Below are 21,526 nucleotides of genomic sequence, written 5' to 3' on the forward strand. Positions count from 1 at the left end.
TAATGACAAGTTTAATATTAAGACAACATACACAAAACATTGCTCTACCCCTTGTGCTCATTGCATTCGTCATCATTGCCGGCGTATCTTTTACTCATCACCTACTTACTCCTGAAGAGCAACCAAGCGCAGCCCCAAAAAAAACTCAAGCTATTGTTTCTAATAAAGTAATCCACAGTAACATCGAACACATCTACGAGACGTACTTTCAGCGAACCAAGATCACCACAGGCGTGATCGATTACTCTTTCGTGACTTCTTTGATTAATGCAGGATTATCTCAGCGAGAGATAAAATCTTTGATAAAATTAATCGAAAATGAATTCGACATTATTGGTTCGGTAAGAAAAGGGGACAAGTTCTCAATAAAAACCCGAACCAATAGTTATAATGAAAAATACATCAGTTCTTTTTACTATTCCGGTAGTAAAAGAGACTTCTTTGTTATTAACGATGGCGACAACAACGCTTACGATGAATATGGCAATAAGTTAATTCGAAAGCCATATTATTCATTTCCACTAGCGAAAAAGTACAAAGTTAGCTCTGGTTTTAATTTGAAGCGAAAACATCCAGTAACAGGTTTAATTGCACCACACTTAGGTACTGATTACGCCGTCCCAATTGGAACACCAATACAGAGCATTGCAGATGGTGTCGTCGTAAAGTCACGCTACAATCGTTTTGCCGGTAATTACATTAATATCCGCCACACCAACGGTTCCATGTCTCGTTACTTACACCTGTCTCGTAGCGATGTTCGTGTGGGTGACCACGTAACGAAAGGACAAACCATTGGCCGAACTGGTAATACGGGAAGAACAACAGGCCCTCACCTGCACTTAGAATTAATTGTGGATGGTGTGCCTGTTGATTACGCTCGTTACATCCGCACTAACCCTGCTCCACCGGTGAACATGCAAATGATCTTAGCTGCAAGAACTGAGCGCGCAGAACTGATCAACGAACTACTCGACTCCGCCTCTTAACGCCCTCTTGTCTCTTCTAATTCAGCTCATTGCGGCATAGTTTTCTACGTCACAATGAGCTGGTTACGCTTGAAAGAAAACACCCTTCGACTTGAAAGTAATCGAATTGCCGCAAAAACAGGACTTAAGCCCCTAAATATCTGTCTGTCAGTCTGCTCTAACATTTCCGCTCTCTCAATAAAGTGTTAAGATCCTCACATGACTCGCTGTAGTGGTAACGAGTGGTGATGATTATCCCACTCCCTAAACATCCCCATAAATGATGTAACTAAGCTAAGTAACCCACCAGCATAACCATGAAACAATAAGGCGATTTTTCAAATGGTTAACAACTCTATCCAGTGGTTCCCGGGCCACATGCATAAAGCACAAAAAGAGATTGCAGAAGCGATCCCTCAAATAGATGTCATTATTGAAGTGCTTGATGCTCGTATCCCTTTTAGTAGTGAAAACCCTATGATCGCGGAGCTCAAGGGCGATAAGCCAGTAGTAAAAGTGCTTAACAAACGTGATCTTGCGGACCCGGAGTTAACTCAAGTTTGGATTGACCACTTCGAGAAAGAGCACAACGTAAAAGCGATTGCTATTACCACCTCTCAACAGGCTGAAGTCCTAAAAATTATGGAGTTGGTACGTAAACTTGCCCCGCATCGTGAAGAAATTGGCAAGAACATTCGTACCATGATCATGGGTATTCCAAACGTTGGTAAATCCACCATTATCAATGCGTTGGCGGGTCGAACTATCGCAGTGACAGGCAACCAACCAGCGGTTACACGTCGTCAGCAACGCATTAACCTTCAAAATGGTATCGTTCTTTCTGACACTCCGGGGATCCTGTGGCCAAAAGTAGAAAACCCACACAGTGGCTTCCGTCTTGCTGCAACCGGCGCGGTAAAGGACACTGCAATGGAATACGATGAAGTCGCGTTCTACACGGTGGAATACCTAGCGGCTCACTACCCTGAAAAGCTAAAAGAGCGTTACCAAATCGACGAACTGCCACAATCGGATATCGAGATGATGGAAGAGATCGGTCGTCGCCGCGGTGCATTACGTGCTGGCGGACGAGTAGACCTTCACAAAGTATCCGAGATCCTTCTTCATGAACTTCGTCAGGGCACATTGGGACAAATCACTCTTGAACTGCCTGAGATGATCACTCAAGAATTGATTGAAGTAGAGATTGAAACCGCTCGTAAAGAAGAAGAAAAAGCAAAACGCAAAGAAGAACGTCGTAAGCGTTACCTTCGTAATAAGCGATAATCCCCCTCTTAACTTCCTTCCTAAGGCACGTGATACACGTGCCTTTTTTTATGCTTAAATTTTTTTCATTGCAGTGCAAAAGAGCGACGCTTTTCTCATTATTTATGGAATGAAAACCACTAAACGTAGCGCTACCCTCATCCCCTAACAATTTGCCCTCCAGTTAAATTTTGTAGGAAAAGTCGAACAAAATCATAAATATTAATTATGTGTTTTAACGGTTATTTTTTAAGCGCGATCTTAGTTAGACCCCCGAATGGTAAGGAGTTACAAAGCTCACCCAATCCTTAAATGCCGAGTTTGCAGGCGCACGCAAACTTATGCAACTTGGCTAATGACACCTCACTCATATTAGTCAAACTATATAACTGTCAGCGCTGGCGTTTTTCTGTATTACGAAGAGAACTTATTATGAGTGATAAACTGAAAACGAAACGACTTCCTTCTTTTGTTGAGGAACGCCTGGACTTTTATATTCAAGATCTGATTGAACAGAACGAGAACCAAAAGCACTTGGTATTAGGGAAACGACCGCAACCCGAAGCTGTGGTCATGCAGAGTAACGATTACTTATCGCTATCTCATAACCAACAGATTCAAAAAGCTCACCGAGATGCGATATCTGAGCATGATGATAACGTCGTTATGTCTGCGATTTTCTTGCAAGATGATGATTCGAAGCCTGCATTTGAAACGCAGCTTGCGGATTACGTCGGCATGGGGAGTTGCTTGCTTTCCCAATCGGGATGGGCGGCGAATATAGGATTGTTGCAGACCATTTGTCCACCTGAAACGCCGGTCTATATCGACTTCTTTGCGCATATGTCATTGTGGGAAGGTATTAGGGCCGCAGGAGCACAAGCGCATCCGTTCATGCACAACAACATGAGCCACTTGCGCAAGCAGATCCAGCGTCATGGCTCAGGTGTTATCGTGGTAGATTCGGTCTATAGCACGATAGGCACGATCGCCCCACTCCACGACATCTACGAAATGGCGCGTGAGTTTGATTGTGCTTTAGTGGTGGATGAATCCCACTCGTTAGGAACACACGGGCCTAACGGCTCTGGCTTGGTAAAAGCGCTGGAACTCACTGATCAAGTAGATTTCATTACTGTCAGTCTGGCAAAAACCTTTGCTTATCGAGCAGGAGCGATTCTCGGCCCAGAAAAACTGGCACGAACGTTGCCATTCGTTGCGTTCCCGGCCATTTTTAGTTCAACGGTTCTGCCACAAGAAGTAATTCGACTAGAAAAAACGCTCGAAGTGATTAAAGACGCCGATGATAAACGAACTATGTTGTTCAATCGCGCTAAAGAGCTCAGAACGGGCCTTAAGCAAATTGGTTTCAATATCCGCAGCGAATCACAGATTATCGCGTTAGAGTGCGGTAGCGAGCGTAATACCGAGCGTGTACGTGACTTCTTGGAAGAACGTAATGTCTTTGGCGCTGTATTTTGTCGCCCGGCAACGGGAAAGAATAAAAACATTATTCGATTCTCAATCAACGCCGACATGACGTCTCGTGACATTGACCATGTGCTGACAGCATGTCAGGAAGCATATAACCATCCAGAACTAGAGTTTGTTTAACAGATCATAAACGGCACGTTTGAATGGAAGCTTGTGACTGCCGAAAACAAAGAGCTCAGCGTTATGCTGAGCTCTATTATGACTTTTTTTGTTCCCTCGTGGTGATACTGGGCTAACAACACGAGGAGTTAAGACGACTAGGTTAAGAACGCTGGGTTATATCCAATTAGCAATTTTGTCGAACAGCCTGTTCTTATCGGCTGGTTTCACGATGAAATCCGACATCCCCGATGAGCCAATCTTATCTAGTGTAATCGGTGAACTGTCGCCAGTATGCGCAATGATAGGCACCGTTGAATACGCCTTATTTGAACCTCGAATTCGACGAGACGCCTCCACACCATCCATCACTGGCATTTCAATGTCCATTAAAATCAAATCGACATCGTTCGCATCTAACGCATTGATTGCTTGCTGACCATCTTCTTTCTGAATCACGTCAAAGCCCTGCTTCTCAAGCAACATAGCCGTAAACTTGCGTAAAGACTCGTTGTCGTCCACCACCATAATGGTGCGCTTGTTTGTCGAATCCAGAGGTTTCACCGGCATCACTGGCACTACGTAGTTTGCATCATAGAGAAGACGGTCGATGGTTGCTCTGGTATTCAGCAGCCATGCTTGAGTTTCTACCCAAATCGGTTCGAAAGACACGTTTCTTGCGCGTTGAATTGGATGGTGCTCAAAGAGATACACGATTCGTGCTTCAGTAAAAGAGAGCAAAGATTCAACTTTATCAAGGTGACTCCCTCGCACGTCTAAGCTTTCCATGTCGATCAGTATTAAATCAAACTCGAATTCATACTCTTTCTTCTTCATCATCGCCGGCACATCAAGTACCGTGAGTTCGAATCCCATAAAGCGCGCAATATCAGTTACTTTAGATACTAAAATGTTTTGCTCACTCACAAACAAAATCGTTTTTAGCTTCGTTAATTCACTCTTAATCTCTTTGACTGCGTTTGAGCCAATGGTTGGGAACGTCATGGTAAATTGTGACCACTCGCCGACTTCCGATTGACAACGGATATCGCCACCAAACGAGCGCATCACTTTCTTACAGAAAGGCAAACCAAGGCCGTAGTTTCCGGATTTACCCGTGGTATAAAAGTCTTGGAAAATACTCTGAAGTACATCCGGAGAAATGCCTGAACCATTATCTGTCACCACGATTTGGTTAGTGAACTCATCGCTATACATGGTGACGTGAATATGGAAATCTTCGGAACTACGATGATGGAACGCATTCTTGAATAGGTTGTACATAACATACTTAAGCAACGTATCGCTGCCCAAGAAATCGAACTCGCTTCTTACGTCTAAAGAGATCGCAAAACGGTCGGTGGAACGTTTGTAACTGAAACTTTCGATCGCACTCTCGACAACGGTTTGTGCTGAATGCTTTTTGAATGTTGAGCGAGATACACGGTTCTCATCAATTGAAGTAAGCAGCAAATCAATGGTTTCATTCCCTGAGTGGATGATCTTCATCGCGTCACTGCTAACTTCTCGTAACAGTGTCACGTCTTCATCGCTTAATGTGTATTGCGCCTTCTTGCCCTCTTTTGGATTTGGCAGAACCGATTGAATAACATCAATAGAAGTCAGCAAACCGCTCAGTGGGTTTCGCATCTCATGTGCAATGCCGGCACCAAAAGATTTCGCCAATGATACTTTTGCTTCGTGCTCAACCTGATTTCTAAAGTAGAACAAGTTACCGAACAGATAGATAAACAAGAAGATTGGCACATGCGTCCAATCCATTGTGAGTTCGAGGTGGAACCCTTGCGCTATCCAAGCGAAGAATGTCGCAAGCCCAATACCGGCAAAGGTCTGAGCAAACATGACCCAAGTGATATGGACGAGCAGAATATGAAGAAATATCGCCGACATAAACGACATCACCCATACATTCGACCAGTTGTTCATCAGCAACATGTAAAAGAAGAAACAAGGTAAGCAGAGCGTTATGGCGACCTGATAATAAGCGGGTAAAAACCGACGCCATTCAAATGGCACACGGTTACGATAAATGATACCGAAGAATAAAATTGAGCAAAGGACACGAAGTGGCAGGTTTTCGTATGGTTGTGGGAACATAAATGCCCAGACCACGTAGTAAATTGGAAAGCCGACAAAACCCATCCATCCTACAAGGGTAAGATTGGGTTCTGCGTACTGATATACTTTGCGAATCGCGTCCATATTTACTTTATCTACTGAGCCTAGCGTTTACTGATTTTGTGTTTTGCATTGTTTTGTTTATATTTGCTTTCCAATTATATATTAGTTAACGCACATAAGCAGTGAGACATTAATCAAATATTTCGCGACGCTCTACTTTAAATTCAGCACGTTATATTCACAAAACTAATAGTTAGGCAAATTTGATTGTTAATTCAACAGAAAATGGGATGTAACGCAAAGCCTTGTACATGAATGCCGTGCAACATACACACAGCGAAGCAACCCACTCTCTCCTATTCAACTTATCAAACAAGGACACCTATGCAATCAATAGCAATCAATAGCAATCAAAAATGTCGTATTCGATGTAGGTAATGTGTTAGTGAGATGGTCGCCATTAGAAATTGTAAGGCTGACATTTGGCAATGATGTCGACGCCGAGGCGTTAGCCAAAGACTTGTTTATGAGCACTATCTGGTTAGATTTGAACAAAGGGCTTATTACTGAAGCACAAGCTAAACAGCGATATCAATCGGAAAAAGCACTTTCAGATAGCGAAGTCGAACGTTTCTTTTACTACGTGAAACACACTCAATTACTGATGTATGGCAGTGTCGAGCTTCTTAAACGCATCAAAGCCGCAGGATATAACGTGTTTGCACTGACCGACAACGTGGTAGAGATCGTTGAATTCCTCAAAGCCACTTATGATTTTTGGCCACTATTTGAAGGCGCGGCGGTATCTGCAGAACTGGGGTTATTAAAGCCTCAGCCAGAGATTTATCAAAGCTTGTTGGAAACCCATCAACTCCTCGCGCAAGAAACCGTGTTCCTTGATGATATGCCTTATAACGTTGAAGGGGCACGAGCGGTAGGATTGGCGGCAATTCAATTTAAACATGCAGAACAGCCCCCTCTGGCAGGATAGTTGTCACTGTTAAAATTTAACCAGTTTGGGCGGTAAAGAATGAATTTTGTCTCGTATTCCAGCAGAAAGAAAAGAAGCTATATTGAAGAAACTACTGCCTCCATACTCCATGTCGGTAAGCCAGGTTTCAAAAGAAGAAGGTATTAGTACAGCAACCCTGTATCATTGGCGACAGCAACTCAGACGTTCAGGAGCCGCTGTGCCAAATAGCAATACTTCATCAGAGCAGTGGTCTGCTCAAACTAAACTTGCCATCGTCGCTGAAACTTACTCGATGACCGAGAATGAACTCAGCCAATATTGTCGTGAAAAAGGCCTGTTCCCCGAGCAAGTGGAAAACTGGCGAAGCGAATGTATGCAAGGCTTCATGTCGAGTAAAGAGCGTGAAGCCGAAGCTAAGAAACAAGCGAAAGCCGACAAGCTTGAAATTAAAGAGCTGAAAAAAGAACTACGACACAAAGAAAAGGCGCTCGCTGAAACCGCAGCTCTGTTAGTCCTGCGAAAAAAGCTGAGAGCCTTTTACGGGGAAGAGCCAGAGGACGACTAACCTCAACCGATGAAAGGCAGTGCTTGGTTGGTCTTATACACGAGGCTAGACAAAGTGGTTGCCGTTTAGAGCCAGCTTGCCATGAAGCCCAAATCGACCTGAGAACTTATCGGCGTTGGTATCAGCAAGGTGAAGTTCAAGCTGACAAAAGGCCAATATGTACTAGGCCAGAGCCAGCGAATAAGCTATCACAACAAGAGCGGGATGCGATTATAGAGGTCTGTAATCGCTCGGAATACGCTAGTCTACCACCGACTCAAATCGTTCCGACGCTTCTTGATAAAGGCGAGTATATCGCCTCTGAAGCGAGCTACTATCGGGTTCTGAGAGCGCAAGGTCAACTTCATAATCGAGGGCGTCAGAGAAGTCGGCAAAAACCACCTAAGCCAACAAGTTATACAGCAACAGGACCGAACCAAGTCTATACATGGGATATTACTTACTTGCCTTCAAGAGTTCGTGGACAGCACTACTATCTGTACGTAATAGAAGATATCTACAGCCGCAAAATCGTTGGTTATGATGTCTATGAATGTGAGTGTGGTGAGCTAGCGTCACAGTTATTGCAACGAACGTTGATGCGTGAACAATGCTTTAATCAACCGCTGGTGCTGCACTCGGATAATGGAGCACCAATGAAATCACTGACGTTCAAAGCAAAAATGGATGAGCTAGGCATTACCTCATCTTATAGTCGCCCAAGAGTAAGCGATGATAACCCGTATGTGGAGTCACTGTTCCGAACGGTAAAGTATATGCCGAGTTGGCCAACAAAAGGCTTTGAACAGTTGGATGCGAGTCGCTGTTGGGTTGAGGCTTTTGTACGTTGGTACAATACGGAACACAAGCATAGCAAGATAAATTATGTGACACCTTCACAGCGACACAATGGTAAAGACCGAGAGATTTTAGAGCGTCGCGCAAAGGTGTTACTTGCAGCAAAGCGCAAGAATCCAGAGCGATGGTCAGATGATATTAGGAACTGTGAGCCAGCTGGAGTGGTTCACTTAAATCCAGATAAAGAAGCCGCTTAATAAGTAAGCGAATGATGACAACTACCTTGAAAAACGCCGACAGTGTGAACATGAATTAAAAGCGATGGGATTACGCTTTTAGAGTGGCAAGAACTAAAAAGAGCAGCACGTCGCTGCTCTTTTCTGAATTAGGCTTCTTGTTACAACCGTTACGAGTAAACGACGTTTTCTTCTATACCATTAACCAGTGATTGTGCATTTGACCAACGGAACACTTTCTCAAGGACTTCACCTCCACCAGGCGCTTTCCAGTTGCGTTCTTGGCATTCTTGTCCACCAATATGCTGGTAGAACTGGATTGCTGGTTCATTTTGAGAAATCACTTCAAGGTACAAACCACTGTCTTTAAAATATTGTTGTTGCCATTCTGCAACCGCTAATAGTAGTTGCTTCCCGATCCCGCGACCGCGATAACTGTCATCCACATGAAGCGCTTCAATAAAACTGCCGCGTTCAAAATCATGATTCCCAAACACACAAACAAAACCAAGAAGAAGCCCGCCCTCTTCGGCTAACACCACATGCTGGTTGAATGGTGGGTTGGTTAAGCGAGTTTGCCAAATCAACAATTTGTCGTCGATGGCTTCGCTATCAAGGTAACCATCACTTAGCATACCACGGTAGTGACGCTTCCAACTGTCCACGTGCAACTGCGCGATGCGTTCATAATCCTTATATTTCGCTAATCGTAATTCCATTACGTATTCCTATGTTCTTTTATTGCTTCTCTAACGAGCTTTGGCATTTTCCACCTCTTTAACTACATATTTTTGGCAGATTTTACAAATCTATAGCCACAGCTCATTGATTAATACTACTCATTATTCGTTTAAAAGCAAAAAATCCCACTGACTACACCAGATTATTGCGAGTTTGGCCTTAGCGATAGAACTGTCACAACTCGAAACAAAGTCGCCTAACTTTAGTTTGACTTACACGTGTACGCTGATATTCTAGCGAACAGTTGTTAGCTCAAAGTTAGGGACACATCGTGACGCATAATAAACCGCCCATTATCTGGTTGAATATATTGATATTTTCTGCCAGTTTTATTCTGACTTTTGTTGTATTGCCTTGGTATGCATACCACTACGGATTAGGTTGGGAACATCTGATCTGGGGTATCATCGCCTTTAGTTTTACCAATCTCTCCATTACCGCGGGTTATCACCGTTTGTGGAGCCACAAAACCTATGAAGCCCACCCAGTTTTACGATTCATCTTTGCCATCGGTGGTGCTTTTTCTCTTCAAAACAGTGCAATGCATTGGTCTTCTGATCATCGTGTTCACCACAAACATGTGGATGACAATGACAAAGACCCGTATTCAGCGAAACGCGGATTTTGGTACTCGCATATTGGTTGGATGCTTCGCGATTACAACAAGTCAAAAGAGAACGAGTACACGAACTGCCGTGATTTGAAACGAGACAAGATCGTTGCATGGCAGCACAAGTATTACGTTCCTTTGGCCATTGCGACTAATATTGGCTCCCCTCTTGCACTAGGCCTTATCTATGGTGATATCTGGGGAATGTTCCTGATCGTTGGTGCCGCTCGCCTGTTCTTGAGCCATCACACCACTTTCTTCATCAACTCGTTGGCGCATGTTTGGGGTAAACAGACTTTTACCGACAAAAACACCGCTCGTGATAATGGCATCTTAGCCTTCTTCACTTTTGGTGAGGGTTATCATAACTTCCACCACATCTTTGAGAACGATTACCGAAATGGTGTGTACTGGTGGCATTACGACCCGACTAAATGGCTGATCAAATCATGCTCTTGGCTTGGGTTAACAACCAAACTTCGTACGACATCGACTTTCCGTATCGAAAAAGCGCGCGCAACTCAGTTGCTGAAAAAGGCAAAAGAAAAGTTAGAAACGAAACCGAATAGCCAATCGATTCGTGACCAACTTCAGCAGGAATTCGATGCACTCGTACACCACATGCAAGAATATTATGAAGCGCGAAAAGAAGTGCTTGGTGAGAAAACAGCAACCGTAGTGAAAAAGTACGAACGTTCCGTATCAAAGCTGAAATACGAACAAATTAAGGAAGAATTTGAACGTCAACAACGCAGTTGGAACCTCTTGGTGCGACGCTACGCATAACGTGTAACTCGCGCTTCAATATAAAGACGTCAAAACAAAAGCTCCGTTAATTCGGAGCTTTTTTGTTCAATCAAGTCCCTTTAACGTGATCTAGCTCGAACTATCGCTTTTCCCACTTTTTAATCATTTCGTACGATTTTTATTCGACAAATTGTTCATATTTTCGTTTCTTTAAAAACAACAAAACCAGTACATAACACCTGAAAAACGTAATTTAAACAATATAATCCAACGCAATTATTTATTAATCTATTATTTGTTTTAGATCATGCTAGCTCTAATTTAGTCTCGTGCCACAGGAAAGAATTCTGTAAATTCTCTGACATAAACTGAAACAGTTTCTTTCTTTTTTTCATAATATCTGGAGACAACCCTATGTTAGAGCTCTTAATTGGCTTGGTAGTGACCATTGCTGTGGGTTATTTCATTGTCAAAGGCTACAAGGCCGCTGGCGTGTTATTAACCGCAGGTATTAGTTTGCTTCTTATGACTGGCATTCTTGGCCATGACGTTCTGCCATCAAAAGTAACCTCAACGGGTAATATGGTGACGGACGCACTAGAGTACGTAAAATACATGCTTCAATACCGTGGCGGCGGCCTTGGTATGCAAATCATGCTACTTTGTGGCTTCGCGTCTTACATGACCCACATCGGCGCAAACAATGTAGTAGTAAAACAGTTCTCTAAACCGCTTTCTGTTATCAAGTCTCCATACGTCCTTTTGGTAGCGGCTTACATCGTTGCATGTTTGATGTCTCTTGCAGTGAGTTCAGCAACAGGTCTAGGCGTGCTATTAATGGCTACCCTATTCCCAATGATGACAGCAATGGGTATCTCTCGCCCTGCTGCGGTAGCAGTGTGTGCTTCACCAGCGGCAATCATCCTTTCACCAACTTCTGGTGACGTGGTTATCGCGGCAGAAAAATCTGGCCTAGCGCTTGACGTGTTCGCGGTTCAAACCGTACTGCCTGTGTCTATTTGTGCAATCATCGTAATGGCTGCAGCAGCTTTCTTCTGGAATAAATACCTAGATAAGAAAGACAACACGCCAATGGAAAAGATTGACGTATCTGAGATCAAAGCAGATGCGCCAGCGTTCTATGCGGTTCTTCCTTTCCTACCAATCATCGGCGTATTCCTATTCAATGGTCGTACGATTCCTGGCCTGACTCTAGACATCTACACTATCGTGGTAGGTTCTATCTTCTTGGGCGCTGTGATTCACTATGTGGTGAACAAATTTGACGGTAAGAAGTCGCTTGAGGATCTTGATTCTTGTTATGCGGGCATGGCAGATGCGTTTAAAGGCGTGGTAATGCTGTTGGTTGCAGCGGGTGTATTCGCGCAAGGTCTTATGTCAATTGGTGCTATCGATAACCTACTACACCTTGCAGACAACGCAGGTGCTGGCGGTATCGCGTTAATGCTTATCCTAACCGGTCTAACTGTTGCTGCTGCGATTGCGACGGGTTCTGGTAACGCTCCATTCTACGCGTTCGTAGAGCTTGCTCCTTCTCTGGCTGCGAAGATGGGTCTTAACCCTGCGTTCCTAATCATCCCAATGCTACAAGCATCTAACCTAGGCCGTACTATCTCACCAGTATCTGGTGTAATCGTTGCGACTTCTGGTATGGCAAACATCAGTCCGTTCGAAGTAGTGAAACGTACATCAGTGCCAGTTCTTGCAGGTCTGATTACGGTGATCATCGGTACTATGGTGCTTGTACCAATGACGGCATAAACTGCGGTTACATCGCGCTAATCAACAAAGGCTCGGCTTCTACGTCGAGCCTTTTTTTATTCTACGATTCTTCCTTTACGCCCTTCTCTTCTTCATCCATCAGCCATCGTTTTATTAAGCAATGCGTTCCATATTTTCAAAGTGCTCCACATTCTCAGCAGTCTGATTTGCTTACTATCTCAACAGCTTATATAAAAATCTCATACATTCACAAAATGGAACTTACTATGACTTCACTTATTGTTTTTATCGTCATCATTTTGCTTATCGCGGTGTTTGCGGTCAGTATTTACAACAAGCTAGTGACGCTACGTAATCGCTTCAAAAACAGCTTTGCTCAGATTGAAGTACAGTTGAAACGACGTTACGACTTGATCCCAAACCTTGTTAGCACCGCAAAAGGCTACATGGAGCATGAGAAAGAAACGTTTGAGCGAGTGATTCAAGCTCGAAACCAAGCGATATCTCGTTTAAAAGCAGCCAGTAACGCACCAGACAGCGACGCAGCCATCAGTCAATTAGCACAAGCAGAAGGCATGCTACAAAACGCGCTAGGTAAGCTAAATGTGGTTGTAGAGGCGTATCCAGAACTGAAAGCCAACGAAACCATGAGCCAACTGCAAGAAGAGTTAACTAGCACAGAGAATAAAGTCGCTTTTGCTCGCCAAGCCTTTAATGATGCAGTCACCAGTTACAACACCTACAAGCAAACTTTCCCTCCTGTCTTGTTTGCCAATATGTTTGGTTTCCAAGACGGCAAGTTGTTGGAATTTGCAGATACTGAAGCCATCCAAGAAGCGCCTAAGGTTGAGTTCTAATGAATTTCTTTGACCATCAAGATACCGCGCGACAACGCACCGGGCTTTTGGTGTTTCTGTTTTCCTTAGCGGTATTTGTCATTACGGGTTTGGTCAGCGTCCTATCGATTGGTATTTACTATGGGGTGACGGGTGAGCCATTTGATCAAAACACGGCCATTAGCTATGTCTTACTGTGCTTTGCGGGTGTCGTGTTGATCGTAGCAATAAGTTCGATGATTCGCCTATCTGACTTATCTTCGAACGGTGGCCGAGGCGTTGCAGAAAGCATCGGTGGTAAGCTGATCTCTTCCAACACGATAGATGCCAAACACAGGCGACTTCTTAACGTGGTAGAAGAAATGGCGATCGCGTCAGGAATTCCCGTTCCTCCTGTTTATGTGATGCAGGAAGAGCGCGGTATCAACGCGTTTGCCGCAGGCATGAGTATTGATGATGCTGTAATCGGTGTCACGCAAGGCGCACTAGACACCTTCACACGTGATGAATTACAAGGCGTGATTGCTCATGAGTTCAGCCACATCTTAAACGGTGACATGCGCATGAACACACGTTTAATCGGGGTACTCTTCGGCATCACTTGCATTGCCCATTTCGGTCATCTGGTGTTAGACAACACACACCACACCAGTCGCGTATCACGAAGCTCTTCCGATTCAGATAAAGGCTTTGCCGTCATTATGTTGATAGCGATTGTATGCTTGATTCTAGGCTGGGTTGGCACTTTGTTTGGTTCAATGATCAAAGCGGCAATCTCAAGACAAAGGGAGTTCTTAGCCGATGCGAGTGCGGTTCAGTTTACCCGTAACGATCAAGGCATCGCTGGCGCTTTAAAAAGATAGGTGGTTGCAACGCTGGGTCTTATCTTAACGCCAAAGCAAGCAGCCAAATGAGCCATATGATGTTTGGTCAAAGCAACTTATCTGGCTTTACTGGCCTATTTGCTACTCACCCACCACTTGAAGAAAGGATTCGCCGAATTGAGCCTAATTGGGATGACAGCTTTTTGAGTAAAAGTCGTAGCCAAGGAGCAACTTTTGGTAATGAACAAGTCAGTGGATTTGCGTCGGATGCCGACTTTAGTCCCCAAGACTTAGGTAGCCAGGACGTTGAGCCACAAAGTGTCGCGCCAACTTCCTCAGAGTTAAGTGAGACAGGGAAACAACTCATTAGCCAATTGCCACAAGACTTGGTCGACATAGCACGTGAGCCTTATAGCGCTCGTTTTATTGCGTTGCAGCTGATTTTTGATGGAAGCGAAGTGCAGCGTGAGATGATCAAAGGTCATATTCCAATGGTGTCGCACGCGAAGTTATTACCTTGGTTAGATTACAAATTACCAACCCATTTGCGCCTTCCTCTTTTGGAGCTAGCGATCCCTGCCCTAAAAGCACTCAGTGAAGGCCAAAAGAACCGGCTGTGTGAAGTGCTGCGTGAATTATCACAAACTGACAATCATTACTCTCTCGGTGAGTGGTGCATCATTAATTTACTTGAGAAGCAACTCATCGCACCTCTTGGGTTTACTCGTCAGAACAAAACCCTTAAGCAACTGGAAGAAAGTGTACATTGGTTGCTGAGGGAGCTCGCTTGGGTCAGCCACTCAGAGCCACAAGCGGCGCAACGCGCATTTAATTCAGCCCTAACGTCTTTAGGTTTCGCAGAAGTAACGTTAGAGCCTGCAAACAAGAATTGGCGCTTGAGCCGCGCTGCATTAGAACTGTTGCTGCAACTGAAGCCCGTTCAACGACGCCAGTTCGTTAAAGCATGCCGCTTGGCCATTGAATCGGATGGGAAGATCACCGTTGCAGAAGGCGAATTGTATCGAGTGATAGCATGCTTTTTGGAAGTACCAGAGCCTCCGCTGACTGTGACGCTTTAAACACAAAAACGCCAGCGATAATCGCTGGCGTTTTTGTGTTCATCAATTGATTACTTTGATTAAGCCGCTTTGAAGCGCTCAGGAATCTTGGTGATGCTTTGACGGTAGCTGAACCATAGGTAGGTTACTGCTAGTGAGAAGAACAAGTAAGACAAAGCAAATACGATTGGAGACGTAATCAGCTCAGCTGACATACCCCACATCACACCAACCACAGTAATCGTCAATTTAGACAACATGCCACAGATCAGTAAGAACAAAGCAAGCTGTGGGAAACGCGAACTACGGAATGCGAAGAAGTAGCAGCTACCTACTGCAAGCGATGCAATAGAAAGACCTAGCATGAATGAATGGATGTGATCTGCTGATGCGACACCTGCAGAAACAGAAGCCATAAGTAATAGGAACAATTTCATAAGTCACCTCACTACAAGTAGAGAAAAGCATCCTTTCATTAATGAAAACTCATTTTGCGCCCTATTTTGCTTATCTATTTAGCAATTACAAGCACATTTTTTGCTCACTTTGTGTTCAACCCTCCCTTTCGAATCTAGTTATTACAAGCGGTTAACATTCTCGAATTTATAAACCCTTTAGATCCTGCACTTACAAAAAGCAGTCTCTATTTTGGCCACTTTTATTACATAACATTAACACTTAAACACTTTGAAACTTTTTGCTTAAACTGTGAGCCAAACACCCATGCTCGAGCTATCAACCTTGTTTCACTTAGGATCTCACTACCAAACCAAAGCTTCTTTACGTTAGATCAACATTTTCTTCATATGTAAAACGCTCTCATTACAATCATTTTTAATGTTTCAAATTATTTTTAGCCATAGGGGTAAAAAGAGATTCCAATCACACATTTATTGGTTATAATCCGCGCTCATTACGTTATGTGTTGAAAAACGCAAACTTATTTTGAGTAAACCCTATCTTTAAACCGACCCCTCTTTGCTATCTGCCAAGAGGTATTACTGAGAACAAAAATGAGCAAGATTGATAAAGCTATGCGCATCCTGTTAGCAGGATTCTGTATCAACCTTTGTCTTGGCATCCTGTATGCTTGGAGTGTATTCAACAAAGCACTAGTGACTGAGTCAGGCTGGAGCGCAGCAGAAGCATCTGCACCTTACGCGACTGCAACTATTACTTTCTCTATCTGTCTTCTTGTTGCAGGTATTCTTCAAGACCGTATGGGTCCACGTTTGATCCTAATCCTAGGTACTGTTCTAACAGGTCTAGGCATGATCGCGTCTGGTTTTGTTAACTCACCACTAATGCTGAACATCACTTTCGGTGTAATCACTGGTGCAGGTATCGGTTTTGGTTACGCGTGTCTTTCTCCTTCAGCAATGAAGTGGTTCCACGCATCTAAGAAAGGTATGGTTAACGGCATCATCGCAGCAGGTTTCGGTCTAGCAGCTATCTACCTAGCTCCTGTGACTTCTGCGCTGATCGACAGCATGGGCATCCAAACAAGCTTCCTAGTTCTTGGCGTTGGTATCCTTGCTATCGCTGTTCCTCTAGCAGCAACAATCAACAACCCACCAGCGGATTACACGCCAGCAGAACCTAAAGTAAAAGAAGGTCAAGCACCTAAGGTTGTTAAGAAGTCTGACGACCTAACTTGGAAAGCAATGCTTAAAACGCCACAGTTCTACTCTCTATGGATCATGTACGCGTTCGCAGCTTCTGTTGGTCTTATGATCATCGGTAACATCACGACTATCGCAAGCGTTCAAGCGAACCTACCAAACGCGGTTTACCTAGCGTCTATCCTTGCGGTATTTAACTCAGGCGGTCGTGTAGCGGCAGGTATGCTTGCAGACAAGATCGGTGGCGTACGTACTCTTCTTCTAGCGTTCGTTCTACAGGGCATCAACATGGTTCTGTTCGCAACGTTCAAAACTGAGTTCACGCTAATCATCGGTACAGCAATCGCAGCTGTAGGTTACGGTACGCTTCTAGCAGTATTCCCTACTCTAACGGCTGAATTCTACGGTCTGAAGAACTACGGTACTAACTACGGCGTGCTTTACACAGCATGGGGTATCGGTGGTGCAATCGGTGCAGCTGTTGTTGGTTTCTCGATGACTAACGGTGACGGCTACGGTCTTGCTTACACTATTTCAGCAGTAATGATGGCAGTGTGTATCGTACTAGCATTCATCACTAAGCCACTGACTGAAGCGAAAGTAGCACAACTGAAAAACGCTTAATCGCCAGTCCAGTTCTATTTATCTAATAGATCTGCAGAAATTGATTCGAAAAAGGCTTAACCTATGGGTTAAGCCTTTTTTATTGTTAGTTGGTTATGGAAAACACAGTCGAACTCGCGCCAGATTACTATCTCGATAACTTCTTTAAGCTCACACAGCACGCTACCGAGTGGTACAGCGATTTACTTAGCCAAGATGAACACCAATGGCTATCGGCGTTTGAGAGCTTAAACAAACCCGCACAGTGCCTTCTTGTTCGTCTTTACAGCCGTAAAGGGTGCTGGTTTCGTAGCGACAAACTCAACTATCAAGAAATCGAGAACATCCAGTCGGCTTTGGGCGAATTGGCAGCTCATGATTTTGTCTCGCTCTCCCCTGACCTAACGATACAGGAATTAGCAGCGAATCTATTGACCAAGCCAGAGATCGTCACTCTCTATCCTGAGCATCCTAAATCCCTCAAGAAAGAGGCATTAGTGGCATGCCTAAGTGAAGAGCGTTTCGAGCTATTTGAGGCTCTGGATTTCACGGTGATTAAGCTTAACTCCGCACACATGATTGATGTTTTGCTGACACTGTTTTTTGCGAATACTCATCAAGACCTCAGCCAGTTCGTGCTTGATGACTTAGGCTTACACCAATTCGAACAATACCAGTTAAGTAAAGCGCGTCGATTCTTCGAGAGTAGAGAGCAAATCGACCGGCTTATTGAACTCAGCCAACTCTCCAACCTTTATTGGCAATGCGACAGAAAACAAAAAGCGAACCTCGATATTCTTATCGAAGCAATACCAGAACAGGTTGAACATCGCTACGTCGACCGTAAACGCGAGCACATGATTAACGACATTGCCCGTGATTACGAACGCATAAACGAACTTGAGATGGCAATTGCGCTGTTTGAGACGACCACACTCGCGCCAAGCCGAGAACGTCGTGCTCGCATCTACGACAAGTTAGAACAAAACGATTTATTTAGTGACATTGTCACGGAAATGCTCACCCACCCTATTGATGTCTCTGAGTTTGAGGTGGCACAGAAGCTCGAACAACGCATTAAACGTAAACAAGGCTTGAAAGTCCCGAGAGCCACCAAGCCAAAATGCAGCGAATACCACATCGAATTGGATCTATCCCAGCAACGTGTGGAGTTGGCAACCAAAGCGCATTTCGAAAGTTTAGGTTGGACCGTCTTCTATTCCGAGAATACCCTACTCAACAGCTTATTAGGATTAACTTTGTGGGATGCGATTTTTGCACCGATAGAAGGCGCATTCATTAACGCTTATCAACATCGACCATTGGATTTGTATCACGCCGTTTTTGCCGATAAAAGAAAGCAGCTTATCGAGAATGCGCTTGAGCAAATTCAACAAGGGAATACACAAGCGTTGTTTGGGAAATACAGAGATAAAGTTGGAATTAGCAATCCCTTCGTCAGTTGGGCATACGTGAACGAAGAGCTGATATCCCTCGCACTTGAACACATCCCTAATGCCCTGTTGGTCGAACTGTTTAACGTGCAGTTAAGTGACCTAAAACTCTATCGAAACGGTATGCCGGACTTGATTGCTTTTAAAGATGGGAAGTTTGAATGGATAGAAGTGAAAGGTCCGGGCGATAAACTCCAAGATAACCAATGGCGTTGGATCAAGGAGTTCAATCGCCTCAATGTGCCGTTCTCAGTCTGTTATGTAACGGCACAAGCTTAGAAAGGTCTTAGCTGCTTACTTTGGCGTTCTTCTGACCTTTCTTCTCTTTCAATTGATCAATCACGTAGCTTGGTGCGACTTTCTCTAGTTCGCCCAAGCACTCGTCCGTTTTCGGGTTGTCATAACGAACATAAATGTCGCAAACCGCATAAAGTTGCTCTGGCGCACCAGAGATCAAATACGCTTGCTCAAAAGACTTCACCGATTTGTCTAGGTTGTAGTCTTCTTGCAATACGCCATTGAGATACCAGTAGTAGCTGTTATCTTTTGCCATGTTGGCCGCTTTTTCGATTTCTGTCGCTGCATTCTTCTTCTCATCCAAACGTACTAGTGTCAGCGCTTTCGAATAGTGCAAAGACGCATTATCAGGATGAAGTTTGATCGCAGAATCCAGCGTCTTCACTGCATCGGCATCGCGTTGCTGCGCTCGGTAGTTATCGGCCAAGCTTAACCAGATTTGTGGATTCTCCGGCTGATTGGTCACCAAAGCTTGATAGATTTTATCCGCTTTATCCCACTCATGGTGCCAACGATAAACATCCGCTAACAGCAGTTTGGAGCCGTCATCTTTCTTGTGCTCTAAGTAGCTGATCAGTTCAGCAACCGGCGCTTCCAGCGTTTGCTGTTGCTCGCTGCTCACGTTGGAAAAGTCACGCACTAAGTTGGTCGCAGCAGTAATACGGACCATGGCCTCTGGATCGCTCAACAGTGGCTCAATCATGCGCCAGCGATGTTCAATCGTGTAAGGTTCTGCTCCCACAATCGCGGCTTCACGAACCGCAGGATCTTGGTCTTGAAGGCTGCGTGCAACTGCCACCAGCGCGTTTTGACTTGGGTATTTTGCCAACTCATGCAACGCTTCAATGCGCTTTTCTACTGGTTGTTTCACGTCTTGAGCTTGATAAGACCACTTCGCAACCACTTGCTGTGGCGACATCTGTGCTGAATGGGTTTCCTCAGCGCTTGTCACGCTGGCAGAAGAAACTTGGTCTGGAGCCAACAAGGTTTCATCCTGCGCGGCAACAGATTGGCTTACGGTGACGCCTAGAGCGATGGCTAATAACGTTTTTGAGAATGTCATATCAATCCCCTTAAAATTTGGTTTCGAATACAGGACGCTTCGCCGCTTGTTGGCGTAACACTGCATCACTGTATTTGCCATGTGCCACAGGGTTACCCGTTGCACGAAGAATGTATGCCATTGCCTTATCAGCATGAGAGAAGAACTTTTTCCAACCTGCACACAGGTAGTTCAACCCAGGTTCACCGTCTTTAGTGCGAATGAAACGGTTTTTCGGACACTCGCCGTAGCAAGCGAATTGGTAATCACACTGTTGGCATTGCTTGGTTAGCGAGCGAGTCTTGGCAAAGCCAAACTTTTGTTGCTCAGGACCATACGCCAACGTGTCTAATTTTTCGTGGTGGATGTTGCCAATCTTGTATTCTGGATAAACGTAGTGGTCACAAGCGAAAACATCACCGTTTGGTTCCATTGCCAAGCCTTTGCCACAAATCTCGCCGAGCGTACAAAGTGGGTTTTTACGCCCCATCCAAGTCTCTACACTCGCTTCGAAGTACTGAACAAACACCGTGCCAATGTCGTGCTGAATCCACTCATCAAAAATCGCGATAAGAAAGTTACCCCACGCCTCGTCTGCCACACACCATGGTTCAACCACAGAATCTTTGTGACCAGGAATAAGACGCTTGTCGCCTTGTTTCAGCTGCTCTTGCGGCTCCCATGTTTGAGGTGCGGTAGTACGGAACGTTTTCTGTTCTACGATGGGAATAAACTGCATTTGCGGAGAACGCACTTCATCACGTAGGAATCGGTACACCTCAAGAGGATTGCGGCTGGTTAGATTGTTTACACAAGTCAGCGTTGCGAACTTCACTTCATGTTTGTGCAGCAGTTCAACAGCCTTCATTACTTGATTAAACGTGCCACGGCCTGCGCGGTTGGTTCGGTAAGCGTTGTGCATCATTTCTGGCCCGTCGATACTCAAACCAACCAAGAAGTTATTTGCTTTTAGAAATGCACACCAATCGTCGTTGAGCAACGTGCCATTGGTTTGTAAGTCGTTTGAAATGACCACGCCTTCAGGCTTGTACTTAGATTGAAACTCAACAATCTTTTTAAAGTAATCCAAGCCCAACATCGTTGGTTCACCACCCTGCCAAGAGAAGATGATTTCCGGCGTGTTCTGCCCTTCAATGTACTGACGAATATAGGTTTCTAACGTCTCTTCATCCATCACAGGCGTGCAGCCTTTTTTGTACTCAAGTAAGTCCTGTTTGCTGAGGTAATAGCAGTAAGTGCAATCAATGTTACAAGCCGCCCCAATAGGCTTTGCCATGACATGTAAGCGCTTAGAGGCTTTACCGTTGAACTGAGGACCTTGAGTAATGTGCATACGTCACCTTTTTCGTTATGAAATGCAGCTGAGAACGCTCATAAGCGTGCCATTCTCACCTTGATGACCTAATCA

Annotated in this window: 15 protein-coding genes and 1 pseudogene; 11 read left to right on the plus strand and 5 right to left on the minus strand. The window is 44.6% G+C overall.

Going from position 1 to position 21,526, the window contains the following annotated elements; genetic code table 11:
• Window positions 1-2: 2 nt before the first annotated feature.
• From KJB05_RS24105 to cqsA, 3 genes are all read left to right on the plus strand, one after another.
• On the plus strand, window positions 3-989 hold the full coding sequence (locus KJB05_RS24105; RefSeq protein ID WP_208446295.1) for a peptidoglycan DD-metalloendopeptidase family protein: 987 nt from the start codon (window positions 3-5) through the stop codon (window positions 987-989).
• A gap of 321 nt (window positions 990-1,310) precedes the next feature.
• A complete protein-coding gene (gene ylqF, locus KJB05_RS24110; protein WP_009704187.1) occupies window positions 1,311-2,255 on the plus strand; it encodes a ribosome biogenesis GTPase YlqF in 945 nt (314 codons plus the stop codon).
• 291 nt (window positions 2,256-2,546) lie between these two features.
• Window positions 2,547-3,848, plus strand: coding sequence for an alpha-hydroxyketone-type quorum-sensing autoinducer synthase (gene cqsA, locus KJB05_RS24115; RefSeq protein WP_078609696.1), 1,302 nt, complete (start codon window positions 2,547-2,549; stop codon window positions 3,846-3,848).
• A gap of 156 nt (window positions 3,849-4,004) precedes the next feature.
• On the opposite strand, the gene KJB05_RS24120 is transcribed toward cqsA, so the two are convergent.
• Window positions 4,005-6,050, minus strand: a complete 2,046-nt coding sequence (locus KJB05_RS24120; RefSeq protein WP_032801937.1) for a hybrid sensor histidine kinase/response regulator — start codon at window positions 6,048-6,050, stop codon at window positions 4,005-4,007.
• Window positions 6,051-6,372: 322 nt separating this feature from the next.
• On the opposite strand from KJB05_RS24120, the gene KJB05_RS24125 reads away from it, so the two are divergent.
• Together KJB05_RS24125 and KJB05_RS24130 are read left to right on the plus strand one after the other, a co-directional pair.
• Window positions 6,373-6,960, plus strand: coding sequence for an HAD family phosphatase (locus tag KJB05_RS24125; protein ID WP_208446296.1), 588 nt, complete (start codon window positions 6,373-6,375; stop codon window positions 6,958-6,960).
• Window positions 6,961-7,006: 46 nt separating this feature from the next.
• A protein-coding gene (locus KJB05_RS24130; protein ID WP_208446524.1) for an IS3 family transposase occupies window positions 7,007-8,541 on the plus strand; the annotation gives its coding sequence in 2 pieces (ribosomal slippage) (window positions 7,007-7,469 and window positions 7,469-8,541; 1,536 coding nt in all).
• 149 nt (window positions 8,542-8,690) lie between these two features.
• On the opposite strand, the gene KJB05_RS24135 is transcribed toward KJB05_RS24130, so the two are convergent.
• Window positions 8,691-9,239 carry a GNAT family N-acetyltransferase gene (locus KJB05_RS24135; RefSeq protein WP_208446303.1) on the minus strand — a complete coding sequence of 183 codons (549 nt, stop codon included), beginning with the start codon at window positions 9,237-9,239 and terminating at the stop codon, window positions 8,691-8,693.
• Window positions 9,240-9,532: 293 nt separating this feature from the next.
• Here KJB05_RS24135 and KJB05_RS24140 point away from each other — a divergent pair, with 293 nt between their 5' ends.
• The 4 genes and pseudogenes from KJB05_RS24140 (at window position 9,533) to KJB05_RS24155 (ending at window position 15,100) form a co-directional block, all read left to right on the plus strand.
• Window positions 9,533-10,657 carry a fatty acid desaturase gene (locus KJB05_RS24140; RefSeq protein WP_208446302.1) on the plus strand — a complete coding sequence of 375 codons (1,125 nt, stop codon included), beginning with the start codon at window positions 9,533-9,535 and terminating at the stop codon, window positions 10,655-10,657.
• A gap of 375 nt (window positions 10,658-11,032) precedes the next feature.
• On the plus strand, window positions 11,033-12,400 hold the full coding sequence (dcuC, locus tag KJB05_RS24145) for an anaerobic C4-dicarboxylate transporter DcuC (RefSeq protein WP_122070662.1): 1,368 nt from the start codon (window positions 11,033-11,035) through the stop codon (window positions 12,398-12,400).
• Between the two features lie 227 nt (window positions 12,401-12,627).
• Window positions 12,628-13,218 carry a LemA family protein gene (locus tag KJB05_RS24150; protein ID WP_208446301.1) on the plus strand — a complete coding sequence of 197 codons (591 nt, stop codon included), beginning with the start codon at window positions 12,628-12,630 and terminating at the stop codon, window positions 13,216-13,218.
• A pseudogene (locus tag KJB05_RS24155) lies at window positions 13,218-15,100 on the plus strand (M48 family metallopeptidase). The gene KJB05_RS24150 and the pseudogene KJB05_RS24155 overlap by 1 nt, the downstream one beginning before the upstream one ends.
• A gap of 59 nt (window positions 15,101-15,159) precedes the next feature.
• Here the strand turns inward: KJB05_RS24155 and KJB05_RS24160 are convergent.
• On the minus strand, window positions 15,160-15,516 hold the full coding sequence (locus tag KJB05_RS24160) for a hypothetical protein (protein ID WP_009704179.1): 357 nt from the start codon (window positions 15,514-15,516) through the stop codon (window positions 15,160-15,162).
• A gap of 576 nt (window positions 15,517-16,092) precedes the next feature.
• On the opposite strand from KJB05_RS24160, the gene KJB05_RS24165 reads away from it, so the two are divergent.
• Window positions 16,093-17,325: an OFA family MFS transporter gene (locus KJB05_RS24165; RefSeq protein ID WP_009704178.1), complete on the plus strand. Its 1,233-nt coding sequence runs from the start codon at window positions 16,093-16,095 to the stop codon at window positions 17,323-17,325.
• Window positions 17,326-17,420: 95 nt separating this feature from the next.
• On the plus strand, window positions 17,421-19,037 hold the full coding sequence (locus KJB05_RS24170) for a VRR-NUC domain-containing protein (RefSeq protein ID WP_208446300.1): 1,617 nt from the start codon (window positions 17,421-17,423) through the stop codon (window positions 19,035-19,037).
• A gap of 7 nt (window positions 19,038-19,044) precedes the next feature.
• Here KJB05_RS24170 and KJB05_RS24175 read toward each other — a convergent pair whose 3' ends face one another.
• A complete protein-coding gene (locus tag KJB05_RS24175) occupies window positions 19,045-20,118 on the minus strand; it encodes a HEAT repeat domain-containing protein (protein ID WP_038897160.1) in 1,074 nt (357 codons plus the stop codon).
• Window positions 20,119-20,128: 10 nt separating this feature from the next.
• A complete protein-coding gene (locus KJB05_RS24180; RefSeq protein WP_208446299.1) occupies window positions 20,129-21,451 on the minus strand; it encodes an anaerobic sulfatase maturase in 1,323 nt (440 codons plus the stop codon).
• Window positions 21,452-21,526: the final 75 nt, after the last annotated feature.

Source organism: Vibrio sp. B1ASS3 (genome assembly GCF_905175355.1).
Taxonomy (GTDB): domain Bacteria; phylum Pseudomonadota; class Gammaproteobacteria; order Enterobacterales; family Vibrionaceae; genus Vibrio; species Vibrio owensii.